The sequence below is a fragment of the Vibrio algivorus genome (genome assembly GCF_030161215.1).
Classification (GTDB): domain Bacteria; phylum Pseudomonadota; class Gammaproteobacteria; order Enterobacterales; family Vibrionaceae; genus Vibrio; species Vibrio algivorus.
Window position 1 is genome coordinate 1 of record NZ_BSPV01000002.1, and the last position, 20,697, is coordinate 20,697.

Genomic DNA, 20,697 nt, shown 5'->3' on the forward strand with positions numbered 1-20,697 from the left:
GAGGCCCGAAGGTCCCCCGCTTTGCTCCAAAGAGGTTATGCGGTATTAGCCATCGTTTCCAATGGTTATCCCCCTCTACTGGGCAACTTCCTATGCATTACTCACCCGTCCGCCGCTCGACGCCGAAGTAGCAAGCTACCTCTCGTTTCCGCTCGACTTGCATGTGTTAGGCCTGCCGCCAGCGTTCAATCTGAGCCATGATCAAACTCTTCAATTAAAGTTTTTGTGGTCTTTCGACCGGCTCAACGAATACTGACTTCAAAACTATTCTTCTTAAAAGAAGAAGTAACCTTAAAGCTATTATCTATCCAACAGATAGATAATGAATTGACTGTGCCAATTATTAGTAAACTAATAATTGATTGGTCACTCAGTTCATTGATAAATCTTTTTGATTATCATCAACGAGTGCCCACACAGATTGATAGGTTTAAATTGTTAAAGAGCGTTGTTCTTATTGAAAGCGCTTAGCGCGTCTCGTTGAACAGGGCGGCCATTCTAGCTCAATAAATTATAGTGTCAAACACTTTTTTAATTTATTTTTTTGCTTGCCTTAAAAGGCTTAGACCGCTTTACTAACAAAGGCCTGCATTGCTGCTTACTCCGTGTCAGTGAGGGCGCATTATAGGGAGTTATTTTAGGTTGGCAAGTGCTTTTTTAAATTTAATTTCTGACTGCTTATTTTTAAATCAAACCAAGGTTTTATGATTATAATTTAAACATTTTGAGCGGTATCACAGCAATAAGTTGGTAAATGTAGACTATTAAACGTAAGATCTATGTGTCTACTTAATATAGACGTATTCTTATTTCTTTTTATTCAACTAGTAGTATGCAGATATGAACTCAAAAAAATCGACCATATTGGTCATCGCTCTTGCAGTACTTGGCACCATTATTTTTTCCCTTGATGTAATACCAGCTTGGGGAAGCTTTTTAATTGGTGTTGTCGCTACCTTCTTTATTACGTCTACCTCTTCTTCGTCAACGCAATCTCAAAGCTCATCTGAAAAAGCGTCAACTCAAACGCTTTATGTAGGTAATCTTCCTTATAAAGCTAATGAGTCTAATGTTCGTCAATTATTCTCTGAATACGGCGAAGTCTTTGCCGTTCGCTTAATGAAAGATAAGAGAACCGGCAAACGTCGTGGTTTTGGTTTTGTTGTTGTAGCAGAATCAGATACTGATAGCGTAATTTCTTCATTGAACGAAAAAGATTATATGCAACGTACTTTAAAAGTTCGCGTTGCCAATGATCCTAAGCATCCTGAAACTGGAGAATCTCAACAGGACTAAAGCTAAAGTGTTCTAGCCCTTTATTCAGTGCCGCGCCTTCCCATGGTGCGGCACTGCTGTATATGGAGTAATACTTTTTATTATATTGTTTATTCTTTTGTGGCTCGACCTGTAATACCGCCCCGATTCTCATCGCAATGGCTTCACCTGAATCAATCAGTGTAACCCCCAGACCAAAAACTTGTTGAATCTCAGGTTTTAATAACGGAAAGTGGGTACAACCAAGTACCGCCACATCTATCTTATTGACTAGTGGCCGTAAAGTTTCTTTCAATTCGTTTAAATTGACCGTTTCTCCTCTCAGCTTTTCTTCTGCCATCATCACCAAACGAGTCGAACCTAATAATTTCACTTCAACATCAGCTGAAAATTGCGAGATTAAATTATGTGTGTAAGGACGCTTTATGGTTGCAGGTGTTGCGATCAGACCAATCGCCTTTTTTGATAATGCCGCGGCAGGTTTAATGGCAGGAACGACACCAACAACCGGAATGTTCAATGTTTTCCTCAAGTGAGGCAAAACAATTGTACTAGCGGTATTGCAGGCGATTACCACGATATCGATGCCTTGTTTAATGACTATATGGGTAACTAATTTAACCACACGCTCGATAAGAACTTGTTCAGGAAGCTCACCGTATGGATAAGCTTCATTATCGAAGAGATACAGATAGTCCAGTTGAGGGTATCGCGCTTGGATCTGCTGGTAGACTGAAAGTCCGCCGACACCAGAATCGAAGATTAATACTTTAGGAATAGAATTAGCAGAATGTTCCACAACACTTACTCATGATAAACAGTATTGTTTGCATGATACTCTGCTAACTAAATGGATGGAAATAAAACACAGATAAGAAAAAATACCCCCAATGGTTGATGTCCAACTATTGGGGGTCCGTTCAATACTAGAGAGCATTAAAATTACGAATACTAAAATTGATACGCTATCGAACCATAGTAGGTTCTTTCAGGTTCAATATAGTTAGCAGCAGTTTCGTAATCAGCATCGAATAGATTTTCAATTTTGGCCGATAATATCCATTGTTGAGTTAAATTATAACTTGCCCCTAGGTTCACTAAGCTATAACCATCTAATCGAACATTACCACTATCATAACGCTTGCCTTGATATATATAATTTAAATTTGCTTGCCAGGTTTCAGCTTGATAACCGACTTGCCATTTATAGTTTTGACGGGCAATACGAATTGCATCATCACCAGTCGCTTTATCTTCCGGGTCTAAATATTCTAATGAAACTTGATGGTACAGCGGCCCTGTATCAAAGCTTCCTACCCATTCGACACCCTGAATAATTAAGCTGTCATTTTCACAGGTAGAGAAAGTGGACTGGCAACTGATTCGATTATCAATATCATTATAAAAGCCAGCTAAACGCCAACTTAAGAAGCTATGCTCACCTTCGATTGCCACTTCATAATTTGTCGACTCTTCTGGTTCCAAATCTGGATTAGAATAGCCAGGATAATAAAGTTGATTAAAAGTTGGTGCTTTAAAGCCAGTACCGACATTAGCGGTTAATCGCAGAGACTCAACAAACTGCCAGCCGGCACCAAGTTGCCAAGTGGTTTTATCTCCAAACTGTTCATTATCATCAAAACGAACACTACCTTCTAGTTGGATGACCTCACCATTATGCCCCAATGTAAGATAACCCGCTTTATTGTCGCGTTCTTGCTCTTCATACACAGTATCTGAATCACTCACATCATCATTTAAGTATTCAGCACCAAATCCAATTGAGTTTGCTTTGGTAACTTGAAAGTTATTACGCCAAGTTACTTGGTTTCTTTGCGTTACAGTTTGAGATGAAGGGACATTATGTTGAGTTTTTGATTTATCTTGGCTATTGCCATAGGTCAAGTTGGAAACAAAACGTTCTGTGGTATAAATCACTTGGCCATTAATGTTGTAATTACTGCTCTTATTTTGATCAGCACTCACACCCCATGTTGGATCATAGTCGTATTCGGTTTGCCCTTGATGATAATAACCATTCATTCGGATAATCCAGCTATCGTCTAACTGCACTCCCCAATCGGCCACAAAATTACTATTCTCATAACCATCACGGTCATCATCACCAAATTCAGCTACATTATAGCCATCAGAATGTTGATATTGAGTAGTCACGTTCAACCAAGCTTTATCACTTGGTACCATCGCTACCGAGCCTGTATAGCTTTGATAACCATTAGACCCACCTGTCGCTTTTACATTACCCGTAGTCTCTTGATTATTACCACGAGTGATAATATTAATAACACCAGCACTGGCATCGGCACCATAAACAGCTGCACGAGAACCACGTAGATATTCTATTTTTTCAACACCGGCTAACGGTACTTGACTGATATCTGAATAGCCTAATGTAGCACTGCCTATACGTACACCATTGAACAACACCAACACATCACTGCTACCACGAACATACAAGCGGGTTGGTTGATTTGGCCCACCATTAGTACTTAATTGCACACCAGGTAGCTGACGTAATACATCATTTAATGTATTGGCTTGCGAGTCGGTAATATCTTGCTTAGAAATTTCGATGATAGGGGTAACAAGATTGGTCACCGGATCGGTTCGCTTAGTCGCGGTCACCAACATCACATCAGTGGTGGCACTGGCTACTGACTCTTGTGCTAAAGCAAAAGGAGATAAAGAAAGGAAAACGCCACCAGCAATACTACTGATCGCGGTCGCTAAAACCGTTTTTTTCATTGTTAATAAGTCCTAAAAACGCGAGAAACATAATGAGCAATTGCTCTGAATCACTGGCAGGTATTCGGACTTAAAGCTCGATAGTATTCCTTACTATCACCTACTGCTTTCAACTTCCCACCCAATTGGGGTAGTGTTTGGCTCTAAACCGGAAAGTGTCGTTCTTATCACCGCTGCGCGTCAGTTCTGGATTTTCACCAAATTCCCTTTTTCAGCCATACAATGATGTTTGGCACCAGCACTGGCATCCTAAAGTGCTAAGATTTTTATGTCTACTGATTGTTAAGCACAATGGATGATTGCTCCTGTTTTATTCAAAAAAAACATAGATAGACAACAAAACTGGACATCTGATGTGCGATGGATAAAATCTGCGCTCCTTGTTCTAATCCTGTTCAGTTATAAAAAGGCTTTCACTTATGGCAAATATCACCCACAACACCACCAGCTACGCTCAACAACTCGAAGAAAAGTTGCTGCGCCTAGGCGATATGTTTGGTGAGTTTACTACGCCAGAAATTGAAGTGTTTGAATCTCCAGAACAATATTATCGTATGCGGGCTGAATTTCGCGTATGGCACGAAGACGAAGACATGTATTACATCATGTTTGACCAAACAACTCGCCAAAAATACCGTGTTGATCACTTCCCAACCGCAAGTCGACTAATTAATGATTTAATGCCGTTACTCATGGATGCCATGAAAGATAATACGGTACTAAGAACCAAATTATTCCAAGTAGACTTTCTGTCGACCTTAAGTGGTGAGATTCTAGTATCGCTGCTCTACCATCGCCAACTGAATGACGAATGGCAACAAGAAGCGCGCGCACTTAAGCAAAGACTAAATGAAGAAGGCTTCAACTTAGATCTCATTGGTCGTGCTCGTAAAATGAAAATTGTTATGGATCGTGACTACGTAGTTGAAAAGCTGCACGTGGATGGCAAACCTTACATTTATCAGCAAGTTGAAAATAGTTTTACCCAACCAAATGGAGTGGTCGCGCAAAAAATGTTGGAATGGGCGGTCGACTGCACCCAAGACAGCCAAGGGGATTTATTAGAACTTTACTGTGGTAACGGTAACTTCTCACTAGCGTTAGCACAAAACTTTGAACGAGTATTGGCCACCGAACTCGCTAAACCATCCGTCGATTCTGCTCAGTACAATATCAAAGCCAATAGTATCGATAATGTGCAAATCATTCGTATGTCAGCAGAAGACTTTACCGATGCAATGGAAGGCAAACGCGAGTTCCGCCGCTTAAAAGACAACAATATCGATTTAACCAGTTACAACTGCAATACCATTTTTGTCGATCCACCACGTTCAGGTATGGATGAAGGAACTTGCAAAATGGTACAAGGTTATGAACGCATTATGTATATCTCTTGCAACCCTGAAACCCTGAAAGACAATTTAAAGATTTTGGCGAAAACTCATAACATTACTCGTTTTGCGCTATTTGACCAGTTTCCATTCACCCATCACATGGAAGTGGGTGTTTTCCTAGAACGCAAATAAGCTTTCCACCAGCAATAACATCCAACACGTAATAACAAATAAGCCGCTGAATATTGAATATTCAGCGGCTTATTTCGTTTCCCTTCTTTTGTTTTCATAGAAAGGGAAAAGCTTTTAATGATTAATCGTTATTCTTAATGGACCCTTTCATCAAGGTACTACCCTTCGCCAGCATTCTTAATTGCAAAATCATACGCTCAGCAAGAACATCACGAGCATCTTCCTCTAGATCAAGCGCTTCTGCTCCCGAGGTAAAAACAATCATGACGGAAGCTTCTGCTTGAATAGCCGCCACTTCTCGCGCCATTCCTGCACCCACTAAATATTCGGTTAATTCCGCACCAAAATGTTGGATCTCGCGCGCAACTGCGGCACGGAATTCAGCAGATGTCCCCGACCGTTCACGTAATAACAAGCGAAACACGTTAGGACTTTGTTCAATAAACTCCATAAAGGTTTGCACCGATGTACGGATTAAACTGCCTTCTGCCACAATGCGTTGACGAGCCTGACGCATTAATTGCCTTAATAACAACCCGCCTTCATCCACCATCACTAAACCGAGTTCGTCCATGTCTTTAAAGTGGCGGTAAAAAGAGGTAGGCGCAATTCCCGCCTCACGAGATACTTCCCGTAGACTTAGGTTTGAAAAGCCGCGATCAGCGCTAAGTTGCCCAAAAGCAGCATCAATTAATGAGCGGCGCGTTTTTTCTTTTTGTTGAGCTCGAATACCCATTATGCTTTCTCGTTGATCACCATGTGGCTAATATACCGATAAATTCAGCTATACCCAAGTAACTTCAAAATGCGACTTCCAACAAGAGGTTATTTGGCTATACCACCGCTCTTCTCTCAATAAATGATTCAACGGCAAGCTATTTTTCTCTCTAAGTATCAATCTATGTGATCGTGGCGACTGTCTTTCACCTCAATCATTTACCCAATAATTTAATCAGTTACTATCTTATACCCAAGTAACGTCAAGCTGAGAGTTTCAGCAAGAATAAAACAAGCTTTAGGCAAGTTGAGTATGATCATAGTTAGTCTATCTCTTCTCAATTTAACGCCGCATAAAGATTGTTTTAACTTGCCCTTCGGAAGCTTCATCCAAACCTCTTCTTATAAGAGATAGGCAGCGTCAGATTGGTTTGAAAGGTGCTTACATTCCTTCGCTAATCATCCTTGCTTAAAGGTCTAGATGATAGCTCTGAATTCTGCATCTTGAAGTCACTTGGGTATATCTCTGCCGAATATCAATTTCGGTATGCGTTTGAGGATTTCACACAATATCAAGGGAAAGCATGATGAATTCAACACACTTTGATGTCATTGTCATTGGCAGTGGCCCTGGCGGTGAAGGTGCTGCAATGGGGTTGGCAAAAGCAGGACTTAACGTTGCAATAATTGAAAAAGAAAGTAGCGTTGGTGGCGGTTGTACTCACTGGGGAACTATTCCTTCTAAAGCCCTCCGCCATGCTGTAAGCCGCATTATTGAATTCAATAGCAACCCTCTTTTCTGTAAAAACAACACTAGCTTAACGGCTTCATTTTCCGACATTCTCGACCACGCCAAAAGTGTCATCGATAAACAAACTCGCTTACGCCAAGGATTTTATGATCGTAATGCGTGTACCCTATTATTTGGTAGCGCCAGATTTACTGGCCCAAATAACGTGTCGGTTGCACAATCCGATGGCACATTTGAAGAATATACTGCTGATAAATTTGTGATTGCTACTGGCTCTCGCCCATATCAGCCTGAAGATGTCGATTTTAATCATGAACGCATCTACAACAGCGACACCATTCTAAATCTCAAGCATGATCCTAGACACATCATCATTTACGGCGCTGGGGTAATCGGTTGTGAATATGCCTCTATTTTCCGTGGTCTAGGGGTAAAAACCGACCTGATTAATACCCGAGATCGCTTACTGGCTTTCCTAGATAACGAGACATCCGATGCCCTTTCCTACCATTTCTGGAACAGTGGTGTTGTGATCCGCAATGATGAAACCTACCATAAAGTAGAAGGCACCGATGATGGAGTGATCATGCACCTTGAATCCGGCAAGAAAATGAAAGCCGATTGCCTACTCTATGCCAATGGTCGAACCGGTAATACCGACACACTCGATTTAGAACAAGTGGGACTCACTCCAGATTCACGTGGACAGCTTTCGGTCAACAAACATTATCAAACCGAAGTTGACCATGTTTATGCGGTAGGTGATGTGATTGGCTACCCAAGCCTTGCCAGCGCTGCGTATGACCAAGGACGTTTTGTTGCTCAAGCGATTGCGAAAGGCAAAGCTGATGGATTCTTAATTGATGACATTCCAACTGGCATCTACACCATTCCCGAAATCAGTTCGGTAGGTAAAACAGAACAAGAGCTCACAGCTTCGAAAGTCCCTTATGAAGTGGGGCGCGCATCATTTAAACATTTAGCACGTGCACAGATTGCAGGTAAAGATATTGGTAGTCTAAAAATCTTATTCCATAGAGAAACCAAACAAATCTTAGGCATTCACTGCTTTGGAGAACGTGCCGCAGAAATTATCCATATAGGACAGGCAATTATGGAGCAAAAAGGCCCAGCCAATACTATTGAATACTTTGTTAATACCACGTTTAACTACCCAACCATGGCGGAAGCTTATCGGGTAGCGGCACTCAATGGACTAAATCGTTTATTCTGAAAGCAACACCAGAAACCACACTAGTCTCGAAACAGCCATGGTCACAAAAAAGGAGCTAACTTAGGCTCCTTTATTTTGGTTAATGCTCGTGATCAATGCTGATAATCAAACCGACTCAATAAATTGTTGCTTCTTCCATTGAGTAATAAATATCACCGCAAGCCCTACGCCACGCATTCCCATAAAGGTTAGCATCGACATCCACAATGCATGGTTACCCCAAGAAGCGAAACTGAAATACAGAGCAAAAAAGCACAACATGGCAATAAGCATACTATTGCGCATATCTTTGCCTTTGGTCGCCCCTACAAAAATCCCATCTAATAAAAAACACCACATCGATACCAATGGCATCATAATCAACCAAGGTAGGTAAATTTCAGCTTGTTCCTGTACATTAGGAATGTCGGTAATCAGCCGAATCAATTGATGGCCAAATAACCAAAACAGCAAGGTTAAGAAAACGCTACACACTAAGCCCCAAAATGAAGTGCCTATTAACGAATTAAGTAATTGACCACGACTTTTGGCACCTACCGCTTTACCAACCATCGCTTCCATTGCATAAGCAAAACCATCCATGCCATAAGACACCATCATCAAAAAGCTCATCAACACGGCATTGGCAGCAACCACATCATCACCTAATGCCGCTCCTTGGAAGGTCATAAAACTAAACACGGCTTGTAGACACAATGAGCGCAAGAAGATATCGCTATTTAAGCGTAACATTCTACCCATTCCATGAGTGGCAGAAGGTAGCAAGGTCAATACATTAGGAAGTTGCTGTTTGATCCAGGTACGCATCACGAAAAACAAGCCTAATGCTAAGCCAGTATAATCAGCCAAAACCGATGCCCACGCAGCACCTGCCACCTTCCAATCAAATACCAAGACAAACAATACATCCAATATAATATTGGTAAGATTAGTCACAATCACTAACCACATCGGCGCTTTGGCATTTTGCGTTCCTAATAACCAACCTAAAATAACAAAATTGGCAAGTGCTGCAGGCGCGCTCCACACGCGAATCGAAAAGTATTGCATGCCGTAATGCTTCACTTCGACACTAGCATTACTTAAAGAAAAAATTAGCTCAGCCAATGGCGAATGAAATAATAGAAACAATCCAGCTAGTAACCAAGCCACTAACATACCTTGCAACCAAATATGTGCTAACTTTTGTGAACTTTCTTCACCTTGTGCCTGAGCGGCGAGCCCAGTGGTTGCCATACGTAAAAAGCCTAGCAACCAAAATGTTACACTGATCATAGTACTACCTAGTGCAACACCACCTAAATACCAGGCGTAGTCTAAATGTCCGATCACGGCAGCATCGACTAGACCTAAAAGAGGCACTGTAATATTGGAAAGCACCATAGGAATGGCGAGCAACAGCACCTGCTTATGCAAAGAGCGTTGCGAGAGAATTTGTTGAAGCAATTGAAATGACGAATATTGTTTGATCACGAAAACCTCACTTAGATGAGGCAACAGTCTACCTTGTCTAAAGGTTTGGATGATAGCTCTGAATTCTGCATCTTGAAGTCACTTGGGTATAAGCAAATAAATTATTAGCAGATTTTGATCTACCAACCCAAATGAATCATGCTTGGAGTGAGCCTATGTTTGATAAAAGGCAACTTAGAAACCAATTTCTGCCATGCTCGCCAACGCTTACAATTATGCTCGACAGGAGATCGCGCTTTAATCCGATCAATCCACGGTAGCCAAGATAAAACACTGGTCACAGGATCTTTTAAGCCATGCTTATAAACGGAACAGCCCATTTTCTTACCCCAGTGTGATTGGCTTTTATCACCGGCCAACACTAAACAAGCTTGAGCATGAGAAAAATGTCGCCCAAGTTTTTGCACAAAATGCGCCACTTGATTACGAGGCTGAAGTAATAATGCTTGCTCACACACAACTAAAATCGGTGCATTATCAGGAATCGCTAATTGATCGAGCCATTGCATATCCGGCACAGAGCCGCACATCATTTTATAACGCTCACTATGATGAAATAATTTTTGTCGCCATAACAAGGTTTCATCGACATCAACTTCTATCCAATGGCAAATTCCATTATCTAGACGATAAAAACGAGTATCGAGCCCCGCCCCGACATTTATAATCCAAGCATTAGGGTGACGAGTAAGAAAGCGTGATACTTCCATATCACATAGTTGCGTAAGGGTGGCGTGTAATAACTGCTTTTGATCGATATCGCCCGCTAAACACTCAGACGAAAGATGACAACGTTGGCAAGCTCGTGCCGCAATAGGATCATAAACCAAACCATCATCAATTAAACTTTCACGACTACGTAACCATAAAGGTTGCAATAGCTCACTGGGAACTTGATAAGTTTGGCAAGTAGCGGGTTGAGTTGGATCAGAAGAAGCAGTCATCAATTAATCCCCTAGATTGAGATTAATTGATGATAATGATTATCATTTGAATTTACAAGCAAGTTTATATGAAATTTGCTCAAGTAACTTCAAGATGTTGAAATATTACATCCAAGTGTTATTACGAATAATGCCTACCGCTAACCCTTCAATGGTTAGTTCCTGCTGAGTTAAATCCACTTCAATTGGGCTAAATTCTTCATTTTCAGCATGTAGAAAAACTTTCGAACCTTTACGCTCTAAACGTTTTACTGTGACATCTTCATCAACACGCGCAACGACTACTTGGCCATCACGAACGTCTTGAGTTTTATGAACCGCCAATAAATCACCATCTACGATACCGATATCTTTCATACTCATGCCATGAACACGCAACAAGAAATCAGCTTGTGGGCGAAACATCGCAGGATCAACATGATAATGGCTTTCTACATGCTCTTGCGCCAAAATTGGTTCACCGGCAGCCACTTGTCCAACAAGAGGTAGACCTTGCTCTTCTAGCAATTCTTCTTCACTTTGTACAATGCGAATACCACGAGAGGCACCAGGAATAATTTCAATTACATTTTTTCGAGCTAATGCCTTTAAGTGCTCTTCGGCGGCATTGGCCGAGCGAAAACCTAATTCTCGTGCAATTTCTGCACGCGTTGGTGGCATTCCAGTCATATCAATTTTATCTTTGATCAATTCAAAGATTTGCTGTTGGCGGGGCGTCAACGGTTTCATAATTCACCTGTCTTTTTATACAGTTGACTGTGAGTATATACAGTAAATTAAGATAACTCCAGAGATATGAATCACTTTTTAAGCATTGATTTAAACGATTATTAAAGTGGGGAAAGTGGCTATATTTATCATTTGGTGTGATTTCACGAGAATAAACTATAGAATAGGCCACTTGCTGCGTATTGTATGTGGGGGTTGAGCCCCACTTTTTATATTTGAGGCTGTACACTGTTATGTCTTACGGACACCGCGTTTCTCGCTCACTTCTAAAGTTACCTCTTTCTTTTTTAGTTAAGGGTAAAACCATCCCAGCCAATCCGGTTGAAGAACTGACGTTAGATTTAACCAAGCCCATTGTTTATGCACTGCCTTTTGATTCTGATATTGATTTGATCAGTCTACAAACGCAAACCAAAGCGCTCGGCCTACCTGATCCGTTAACACCACTACAAATCAATGGCCAAGAGTTTTCGCGCTTTGTGTTTCTAACGTCAAAAGGCATGACCACTCACAGTAAACAAGTACTACCCAAACAATCCGTTGAGTTATTTACTCAATTGCTCAAATTGCATCAAGCCGATTCTGAGCTAGATATCCAAATGCTGCCTACTTCTATTTTGTGGGGGCGAAAGCCAAATCAAGAAGGTAAAGAAAAACCATATTTACAGGCGATGAATGCTTGCCAGAAAAGCCGCTTATTAGTTTCATCGGGACGCGATTGTATGATTCGCTTTAGCCCTGTTGTTTCATTGCGATATATGGCTGATACCCATGGTGTCGATGAAACCATCGCTCATAAATTGGCACGAGTGGCACGCATTCACTTTTCACGCCAAAAGTTAGCCGCCTCAGGTCCAAGCTTGCCACAACGCCAAGTACTGTTTAATCGTTTGTTAAAATCTCCAGAGATCCAACAAGCCATTCAAGATGAAGCCAAGAGTAAAAATATTTCCCTAGAAAAGGCGCAAAAACAAGCACAAGGCATGCTCGAAGAAATTGCAGCCGACTTTTCTTATACTTTAATTCGTGTCGGCGCTCGCTTCTTAGGCTGGTTGTGGAATAAGCTGTATCAAGGCTTAAATATCAATAATATGGCAGCGGTACGTAAACTGGCACAAGATGGCCATGAAATCATTTATGTACCTTGTCACCGCAGTCACATGGACTACCTACTGCTTTCTTACGTATTACATCATGAAGGCATGGTTCCGCCACACATTGCTGCGGGAGTGAACCTCAACTTCTTCCCTGCAGGACCAATTTTCCGTCGTGGTGGTGCTTTCTTTATTCGTCGCAGTTTTAAAGGTAATAAGCTCTACTCCACCATTTTCCGTGAATATTTAGCAGAGCTGTTTACTAAAGGTTACTCGGTCGAGTTTTTCAGTGAAGGTGGACGCTCACGTACCGGTCGTTTACTACAAGCCAAAACTGGCATGCTGGCGATGACTATCCAAACCATGCTGCGTGGTTTAAACCGCCCAGTTACTTTAGTGCCAGTTTACATTGGTTACGAGCACGTGATGGAAGTGTCGACTTATGCCAAAGAATTAACTGGAAAGCGTAAAGAAAAAGAAAGCGCCGGTATGGTGCTGAAAACATTACGTAAATTACGTAACTTTGGCCAAGGCTATGTGAATTTTGGTGAGCCAATTAATCTCAACCAATACCTCAATGAAGAAATACCAGGTTGGTCGAGTAAAGAAAACCAAACACAAGATAACAGCCAAAAACCACAATGGATGAACCCTGTGGTGAATAAGCTTGCCAATAAAATGATGACGCATATTAATGATGCGGCCGCAGCGAATGCCCTGACACTTTGTGCCACTGCCTTATTAGCCTCGAATCAACGTGCTCTTTCTCGCCGTAAGCTTGAACAACAGATTAATTGTTACTTATCACTATTAACGCAAGTGCCTTACACTCCAACGAGTACCGTGCCAGATAGCAGTGCTGCGCAATTGGTGGAGCATGCAGAAAAGTTAGATAAATTCGTAGTAGAAGCTGATGAACAAGGGGATATTATTTCTCTTGATCGACAACAATCGGTTCTGATGACTTATTATCGTAATAACATCATTCACTTATTCGCTTTACCATCGTTAATTGCTCATCTAGTAATACAAAAAGAGCACATTTCACGCGATGAGCTGCACCAAGCAATTAGCTTGATCTACCCATTCTTAAAAGCTGAATTGTTCTTACATTATCAACCAGATCAGTTAGACACAGTGATCACCGATTTAATCAATGAGCTATTACGTCAAGAATTGATTAAAGAAGACAATGGCGTAATTTCAATTAATCCTTCTCAAGTGCAGATGTTAATTCTACTCTCTCGTACGATTGTAGAAACCTTACAACGCTATGCTATTGCGTTAACTCAATTAGTCGCGATGCCAGATATTGATAAGGCACTACTTGAAAAGCAAAGCCAAACCATTGCTCAGCGCTTAGGAAGGCTACATGGCATTAATGCTCCTGAATTTTTCGATAAAGGGGTATTTATCACTTTATTCCAAACACTCAAACAACAGGGCTACTTAGCGCCACAAACTGAACAGCAGCACAAAATTGAAACCTTAGTCGACTTGCTAGGTGAGTTATTATCACCCGAAGTTCAACTGACGTTACAAGAAAGCATTATGCGTAAAGTGGATTCAAAATAATTTAATCGGTATCCCTGCTGATATGATACCCAAGTAACCTCAAGATGCGAGTTTCAGCAAGAATAAAACAAGTTTTAGGCAAGACGAATTGAATATGATCATAGTCATTCTATCTCTGTTCAATTTAACGCAGCATAAAGCTTGTTTTAACTTGCCCTTCGGGAGCTTCATCCAAGCCCTTAGCCTTCGTCAGATTTACTTGAAAGGTGCTTACATTCCGCATAAATCTTCCTTGTCTAAAGACTTGGATGATAGCTCTGAATTCTGCATCTTGAGGTCACTTGGGTATAGATACAAAAATGCCGCCGATGAGTTCGATCATCGGCGGCATTTTTATTAGGGTAAAAAGAATGATCAAATCACGCTAATCAATATCCCAATCGCAATAACCATCCCCACGTAGTTATTGTTTAAAAAGGCAGTGAAGCAACTGTCTCTTTCCCGATCTTTAATTAGGCGTTGTTGATAAACAAATAACGCTGCTGCCACAAGCAAGGTCCAATAGTAGCCACCAGAAAGCCCCATCCAATCACCCAATACCATTAATAGTAATAAACAGGCTAATTGTAGTAATCCGATGATGAGCTTATCGAAACGACCAAACAAAATCGCTGTCGACTTAATGCCGATTTTTAAATCATCATCTCGGTCAACCATGGCATATTGAGTATCGTAGGCGATGGTCCACAATACATTAATCACAAACACCAACCATACTTCGGCGGGTAGTGTGCCAGCTTCAGCAGCCCACGCCATCGGAATTGCCCAACTAAAGGCTAAGCCGAGAAATAATTGTGGTACATGCGTGAAACGCTTCATAAAGGGATAAATAAACGCGAGTACGACACCGACTAACGACAGCTCAACCGTCAATGTATTCATACTTAGTACCAGCAGAAATGACACCAATACTAATACGAAAAACAAGACCAAGGCTTCTTTGCTCGACACTAATCCCGAAGGTAGGGGACGATTTTTAGTACGCTTAACGTGGCCATCAACTTTACGATCCGCAAAATCATTAATCACACAACCAGCTGAGCGCATGGTAAACACGCCTAGTACAAACACAATAGTCACATGCCAACCAGGTAAACCATTCGCTGAAAGCAATAACGCCCATAAAGTTGGCCATAATAAAAGTAGTGAACCAATCGGACGGTTCATACGGGTAAGCTGCCAGTAAGCTGCAGCTTTTGCCATAGTCATATCATTCATTCCTTGAGATAAATAGGCGATGGAGGAAGAAAAAGCTCTGCAACCAACATCGGTTTTTGATTCATCCATAAACGAGAGCTACGTGCTGCCAGTTCGCCTAATGGAGAAGATATGGTCGCTAAATGTAACTGATCTCGAGCGACTTGATCAGCTTGAAATACCGTTAACCCTAACGGCACATCACCTTGCTTGGACAAGTCAAACTGCTCATCGGTTAATGACGAACGGGGAATTAACGTACTACCAAGTAACCAAGGTTCACCATCGGCCGCTAGCACCACTTCTCGTAGTAAATAGTCTTGATCTACAATGTCTGACCTTAACAACATATCACGTTGAAAGTCGGTTAATTGACTATTAGGGATAATTTGATTGCGTACAACTTGGGCAGACAACTGCTGACATTGCTGAGAAAAGCGCATCGAAAGCGACCCTTGCTCTTGCAACCATTCGGCATCCAGACACTCACCAAAATTAAACGACGATGCAGTTTGCCAATCAAGGCGAGTAAAATAATTAAAATATGAAGAATACATTTGCTCAATCATGTGTAAATCGTCGCTGAATATTACGGCCAACCGCCATTGTAACAATAGAATGGCCTATCGAATATCCAACGCGAAAGAAAGGTAAACCTAAAGCACAAAAACTTATACCGCTTTTGACTGCCCTTCCAAAGCAGCTAAACCACAACCGGCAAGTAAACCAGCTAAATGCGCGCTGTTGGCAATCGCCATAAATGGCTGAATAAAGCCTAATACCAGCCAACCTAGCATAAATATCACCAATGTGCGGGGAATAGATAAACCTTTATCAGGCCGACGCCAGCCAATAATCCATAAATACCCCATCAAGGCATAAACCACACCCGATAATCCACCAAAGTTTGCGCCTCCAACCCAATACTGCGCCGCACCTGATAATGCTGCCGAAAATAGAAAGATTTGTAATAACTTACCCGAGCCTAGTTTCTTCTCAATATCACCACCAAACTGCCACCACCATAGAAGGTTAAAAGCAATATGAGCGACAGAAAAATGCAAAAAAGCATGGCTCACCCAACGCCATAATTGCCATTTTTGTTCAGGATTGGCCGGAAAATGCAAAGATTGGAACAATGGTTGGCCAAACCCAAAGAACAGTAAACCATACACCACAAGACAAATGGCCATAATCGCTAGAGTCAAAGGACCTGCTTTGGCTTTAATCTGAGCCATAAAGCTCGGTGAATGATAATGAAATTGCTGAGTACGAGAGTCCGCTACCTGCCAAGAAGCCGCTTGATACTTTTGAGCATTAGGGTTATCGATAAATAACTTTAATTCCGCTTCCACTTCAATTTGATGTTCCGTTTGTTTTAGCCAAAGTGCGAACTGCCCTTCTCCTTCTGGCATCATCAAAATTTCAATTTCTCTCGATGCCATATAATCAATAAATGATTGTGCAATACGAGGATTATTTAAAGTGATCAAACGAATCATACGACTACCTATTAAATTTTTTGGTAATGATTAACCGCAATGCAACCCCAAAAGAATCGGCTTAGCTTAGCAATATCAAAAGAATATTTAAGCCATTTTTATCATTGGCAAACCACTACGCTGCCATGCTTCAAAGCCGCCATCAACACTATACACTTCTTCGAAGCCTTGGTTTACCAAATATTGTGCCGCCCCTTGACTACTAATGCCGTGGTAACACATCACCAATAATGGTTGATCAAATTCTAAATCTTCCATCAAAGCCACGATAGTATCGTTTGTTAGGTGTTTAGCTTGCTCGGCATGGGCAACGGCAAAAGATTGTGGGTCGCGAATGTCTAATAACACCGCCGATTGCTCAATTATCATTTTCTGAGCTTGTTCTACATCAATATGTTGAAACTGGTCCATCGTTAGGTTCCTTTTCCTAGCATTAAAATCACAACCCAAAGGGTATGGTTAAATTTGGCCTAGTATAACGTATCCCACAGCAAACAAAGACAGATAGAAAGTGAGGACACAGTGTTGTGTACATAATTTGTTCATTTGTGGATAAAGCTGTGAATTACGTTGATAAAGTGTTTTTCTATTTTTGGATCTACAACATGTAGTAATGATCCTGATCTAAGTGTGGGTAAGATGAATTTTATCAACATTCAAAAAAAGCCCTTAACACTATATATAGTGTATCTTGCCCCCCATACACACCTAGCTTCTCCACACATTTACCCACAGAAAATGATCCCTTGTGATTAACTATTAGATCATGACTTGTGATCGCCATAAATAAACTCGATCGCATAAAAAAAGCCAAGATCATTGATCTTGGCTTTTCATTATTAATTAACTGTTAATGAGATTGAACTAAAACTCACCTACCGCCAATTTTAATTTTTTCATCGCATTCTTTTCTAACTGACGAATACGCTCTGCAGAAACACTATACGTTTCTGCCAATTCTTGTAGTGTTGCTTTTTGATCATCTAACCAACGAGAACGTACAATATGCTGACTACGTTCATCTAAGGTCGCTAATGCATGACCTAGACGGTTATTAGTATGCGTTTCCCAATTATCTGCTTCGATGTTCTCAGCAATGTCAGAATGCTTATCTTCTAAATACAAAACCGGTGCCGTATAAGAAGAGACTGAATCATCATCTTCTGATGGCATCTCAAAAGTCGCATCTTGCGCCGCTAGACGAGATTCCATTTCACGCACTTCAGTGGTAGAAACACCCAGCTCTTTAGCTACCGTTTCAACTTCACCATTATTAAACCAACCTAAGCGCTTTTTAGACTTACGTAGATTAAAAAACAATTTTCGCTGTGCTTTGGTGGTTGCGATTTTCACAATACGCCAGTTACGTAACACATATTCGTGAATTTCGGCTTTAATCCAATGCACCGCAAACGACACCAAACGAACCCCTACTTCTGGGTTAAAACGCTTTACTGCCTTCATTAAGCCGATATTACCTTCTTGGATCAAATCCGCTAAAGGTAGACCATAACCAGAGTAGCCACGCGCAACGTGTACAACAAAACGTAGGTGCGACAAAATCAGGCCTTTCGCCGCCTCAATTTCATCGTGGTAATGTAATCGCTCTGCTAAGTCACGTTCCTCTTCAGCCGTCAGCATTGGGTAGCTATTGGCTGTGCGAATGTAGCTATCTAAACTATCTGAAGTGACTAAAGCCATTGGATATGCGTTTGACATTCAATTCCTCTTTTGTCTTTAAAAAATTAATAACACACTTTAAAAAAGACAGTTTGCTTAATTTCAACCCACCTATTCTGGACCTTATGATAGAGATCTTCAAGGGGGTAACTATTATTCATAGCAAATCTCTAGAATGCAAGAGTGAATATAAATTGAATAGAATAAAGCCTACTAAACTCACATTCGATTCATTTCCACATAAAAGAAGACCTCTATACCCAAGTGACTTCAAGATGCAGAATTCAGAGCTATCATCCAGACCTTTAGGCAAGGAAGGTTGGCGAAGGAATGTAGGCACCTTTCAAACCAATCTGACGCTGCATAAAGGTTTGGATGAAGCTCCCGAAGGGCAAGTTAAAACAAGCTTTATGCTGCGTTAAATTGAACAGAGATAGAATAACTATGATCATGTTCAATTTGCCTTACCTAAAGCTTGTTTTATTCTTGCTGAAACTCGCATCTTGAAGTTACTTGGGTATAAATTAGAGGTCTTATCATTTAATTAGTTCAAATTTTCATTAAACCGGTTCAATTTCTTTTAAATGCTTTCTGGCAGATAAATTCGCTGCTATCCAACCTAAGGTAGAACCTAACATCAATAGTAAAATACTTTCATCCCAGCCCAAACCGAGCAAGCTAAAGTGGCTGTCATATAATCCTGCTAATGTATCGACTGCTCCACTTACCAACAAGGTGATAATTAAGGTTAAGAACCAAGCAATTAAAGAACCGAGTAGGCCAAGCCATAATCCGGTATACAAATAAGGTCGCAAAATAAAGCGATCGGTCGCGCCAATCAGCTTCATAACTTGGATTTCTTCTTTATGTGCCAGAATATTGAATCGTAAAGTATTGCCGACAATTAAAAACACTGAAACTAGCATCAACAAAGCAAACGAGTAAGCGACGATATAAGCTAAATGTTTAATCGCATCAAGACGAGCAAACCAATCTTCATCCAAACGGACATCAGTCACATCGCTTTCTGCTTGCAATTTTTTCGCCAATGTTTTGATGTAATCGGTTTGTTGGTGCTCAGCATCTGGCATCACTACAAGTACAGGTGGCAAAGCAGTATCATTTAATAGTGACATGGCTTGTTCTAAGCCGGCAAACTGGCTTAAGTCTTCTAGGCCTTGTTGCGATGAAATATACTGTACTGACTCAACCTCAGGCCAAGTTTCAACTTGGTCTTTTAATACCATCAAGCGCGCTTCTGGCGTGCCTTCTTTTAAATACACACTCACTTGTGAAGCGGTATTCATATCTTCAGCTACTGTCGCAATGTTTTTGCCCGCGGTATAAAAGGTCGCAGGTAGTGTTAAAGACATTGATACTACAGCTAACGTCAAAATAGTGCCGAGAGGGCGAGCCATTAAACTACGAAAAGAATCTCTAGCTTGTTTGATATGAGTTTGAAAAAAGCCTGCAGATTGTGGGCGCGCATTCGATTTAGACGATTTGGCCGCTTTAAGCTTCTTATTGGCCATAACGTTCTACCTCACTTAAAAAACCTTGGTTTAATTCAAAACGACGATATTGTGGGCGACTATTAACCAACTCTAAATCGTGGGTAGCAAAAATAATCGACACTCCAGCACGATTAAATTCTTCTAATAGATTCAGCACTTGGTGAGATAAATCATGATCTAAATTACCGGTCGGTTCATCCGCTAACAACAAACGAGGGCGATTCACTACCGCACGGGCAATTCCGACACGTTGTTGTTCACCACCTGATAATTGACGTGGCAAACAAGGTGCTTTATCCAACATACCAATTTTATCTAAAGCCGCTGAAACACGACGTTTGATCTCATTTTCAGAAGCGCCTTCAATACGCATTGGCAACGCAACATTATCAAAAACGGTACGATCCATCAGGAGCTTATGATCTTGAAAAATAATGCCTATATTACGACGTAAAAATGGAATATCTTTACTGGCAATACGCGTAATATCATGATCATTAAAATGGATCTTACCATCACTAGGACGCTCGATCGCACAAATCAACTTCAGCAGAGTACTTTTACCTGCACCGGAATGCCCTCCGAGAAAGGCCATCTCGCCGCGACGTATATGAAAGTCGACTTTTTGCAGCGCTTGGTGACCACCACGATATACCTTGCTGACTTGTTGAAATTTAATCATTTCTTTCCCTTAAAACTCACCCAGTAACATGGATAAAA

At 41.1% G+C, this 20,697-nt stretch carries 18 protein-coding genes, 1 rRNA gene and 1 riboswitch; of the genes, 4 read left to right on the forward strand and 15 right to left on the reverse strand.

Going from position 1 to position 20,697, the window contains the following annotated elements; genetic code table 11:
- Positions 1–217, reverse strand: a 16S ribosomal RNA gene (locus tag QQJ93_RS01115); the annotation flags it as partial.
- A 623-nt stretch (positions 218–840) separates the two neighbouring features.
- Here QQJ93_RS01115 and QQJ93_RS01120 point away from each other — a divergent pair.
- Positions 841–1,296, forward strand: coding sequence for an RNA recognition motif domain-containing protein (locus tag QQJ93_RS01120; RefSeq protein ID WP_089125054.1), 456 nt, complete (start codon positions 841–843; stop codon positions 1,294–1,296).
- On the opposite strand, the gene murI is transcribed toward QQJ93_RS01120, so the two are convergent.
- Positions 1,259–2,074, reverse strand: coding sequence for a glutamate racemase (murI, locus tag QQJ93_RS01125; RefSeq protein WP_244943801.1), 816 nt, complete (start codon positions 2,072–2,074; stop codon positions 1,259–1,261). The two genes, QQJ93_RS01120 and murI, sit on opposite strands and share 38 nt — an antisense overlap.
- Before the next feature lie 152 nt (positions 2,075–2,226).
- Entirely contained in the window at positions 2,227–4,041 is a 1,815-nt protein-coding gene (locus QQJ93_RS01130; protein ID WP_089125055.1) for a TonB-dependent receptor domain-containing protein, read from the reverse strand.
- A gap of 38 nt (positions 4,042–4,079) precedes the next feature.
- Positions 4,080–4,296, reverse strand: a riboswitch (cobalamin riboswitch).
- 164 nt (positions 4,297–4,460) lie between these two features.
- Here QQJ93_RS01130 and trmA point away from each other — a divergent pair.
- Positions 4,461–5,567, forward strand: coding sequence for a tRNA (uridine(54)-C5)-methyltransferase TrmA (trmA, locus tag QQJ93_RS01135; protein ID WP_089125056.1), 1,107 nt, complete (start codon positions 4,461–4,463; stop codon positions 5,565–5,567).
- 121 nt (positions 5,568–5,688) lie between these two features.
- On the opposite strand, the gene fabR is transcribed toward trmA, so the two are convergent.
- Positions 5,689–6,303: an HTH-type transcriptional repressor FabR gene (gene fabR / locus QQJ93_RS01140; RefSeq protein ID WP_089125057.1), complete on the reverse strand. Its 615-nt coding sequence runs from the start codon at positions 6,301–6,303 to the stop codon at positions 5,689–5,691.
- Positions 6,304–6,868: 565 nt separating this feature from the next.
- On the opposite strand from fabR, the gene sthA reads away from it, so the two are divergent.
- Positions 6,869–8,269: a Si-specific NAD(P)(+) transhydrogenase gene (gene sthA, locus QQJ93_RS01145; protein WP_089125058.1), complete on the forward strand. Its 1,401-nt coding sequence runs from the start codon at positions 6,869–6,871 to the stop codon at positions 8,267–8,269.
- 105 nt (positions 8,270–8,374) lie between these two features.
- Here the strand turns inward: sthA and dinF are convergent, their stop codons facing one another.
- The 3 genes from dinF to lexA all read right to left on the reverse strand — a co-directional run bounded on the left by dinF (position 8,375) and on the right by lexA (position 11,415).
- Positions 8,375–9,742: an MATE family efflux transporter DinF gene (gene dinF / locus QQJ93_RS01150; protein WP_162497267.1), complete on the reverse strand. Its 1,368-nt coding sequence runs from the start codon at positions 9,740–9,742 to the stop codon at positions 8,375–8,377.
- Positions 9,743–9,861: 119 nt separating this feature from the next.
- A complete protein-coding gene (locus QQJ93_RS01155; RefSeq protein ID WP_089125059.1) occupies positions 9,862–10,686 on the reverse strand; it encodes a class I SAM-dependent methyltransferase in 825 nt (274 codons plus the stop codon).
- 105 nt (positions 10,687–10,791) lie between these two features.
- Positions 10,792–11,415, reverse strand: coding sequence for a transcriptional repressor LexA (gene lexA, locus QQJ93_RS01160; RefSeq protein WP_089125060.1), 624 nt, complete (start codon positions 11,413–11,415; stop codon positions 10,792–10,794).
- Between the two features lie 233 nt (positions 11,416–11,648).
- On the opposite strand from lexA, the gene plsB reads away from it, so the two are divergent.
- On the forward strand, positions 11,649–14,084 hold the full coding sequence (gene plsB, locus QQJ93_RS01165; protein ID WP_089125061.1) for a glycerol-3-phosphate 1-O-acyltransferase PlsB: 2,436 nt from the start codon (positions 11,649–11,651) through the stop codon (positions 14,082–14,084).
- A gap of 354 nt (positions 14,085–14,438) precedes the next feature.
- Here the strand turns inward: plsB and ubiA are convergent, their stop codons facing one another.
- From ubiA to ftsE, 8 genes are all read right to left on the reverse strand, one after another.
- Entirely contained in the window at positions 14,439–15,293 is an 855-nt protein-coding gene (ubiA, locus tag QQJ93_RS01170; RefSeq protein WP_089125062.1) for a 4-hydroxybenzoate octaprenyltransferase, read from the reverse strand.
- A 5-nt stretch (positions 15,294–15,298) separates the two neighbouring features.
- Positions 15,299–15,847: a chorismate lyase gene (locus QQJ93_RS01175; protein WP_089125151.1), complete on the reverse strand. Its 549-nt coding sequence runs from the start codon at positions 15,845–15,847 to the stop codon at positions 15,299–15,301.
- A gap of 105 nt (positions 15,848–15,952) precedes the next feature.
- Positions 15,953–16,783, reverse strand: coding sequence for a rhomboid family intramembrane serine protease GlpG (gene glpG, locus QQJ93_RS01180; protein ID WP_089125063.1), 831 nt, complete (start codon positions 16,781–16,783; stop codon positions 15,953–15,955).
- Positions 16,784–16,870: 87 nt separating this feature from the next.
- Positions 16,871–17,194, reverse strand: coding sequence for a thiosulfate sulfurtransferase GlpE (gene glpE / locus QQJ93_RS01185; protein WP_089125064.1), 324 nt, complete (start codon positions 17,192–17,194; stop codon positions 16,871–16,873).
- A 453-nt stretch (positions 17,195–17,647) separates the two neighbouring features.
- Positions 17,648–18,502 carry an RNA polymerase sigma factor RpoH gene (gene rpoH / locus QQJ93_RS01190; protein WP_089125065.1) on the reverse strand — a complete coding sequence of 285 codons (855 nt, stop codon included), beginning with the start codon at positions 18,500–18,502 and terminating at the stop codon, positions 17,648–17,650.
- Between the two features lie 266 nt (positions 18,503–18,768).
- Positions 18,769–18,915, reverse strand: coding sequence for a hypothetical protein (locus QQJ93_RS01195; RefSeq protein WP_284186016.1), 147 nt, complete (start codon positions 18,913–18,915; stop codon positions 18,769–18,771).
- Between the two features lie 108 nt (positions 18,916–19,023).
- A complete protein-coding gene (ftsX, locus tag QQJ93_RS01200; RefSeq protein ID WP_089125067.1) occupies positions 19,024–19,995 on the reverse strand; it encodes a permease-like cell division protein FtsX in 972 nt (323 codons plus the stop codon).
- Positions 19,985–20,659 (reverse strand): cell division ATP-binding protein FtsE, encoded by a 675-nt coding sequence (ftsE, locus tag QQJ93_RS01205; protein WP_089125068.1) that lies wholly within the window; start codon positions 20,657–20,659, stop codon positions 19,985–19,987. The genes ftsX and ftsE overlap by 11 nt, the downstream gene beginning before the upstream one ends.
- Between the last annotated feature and the right edge of the window lie 38 nt (positions 20,660–20,697).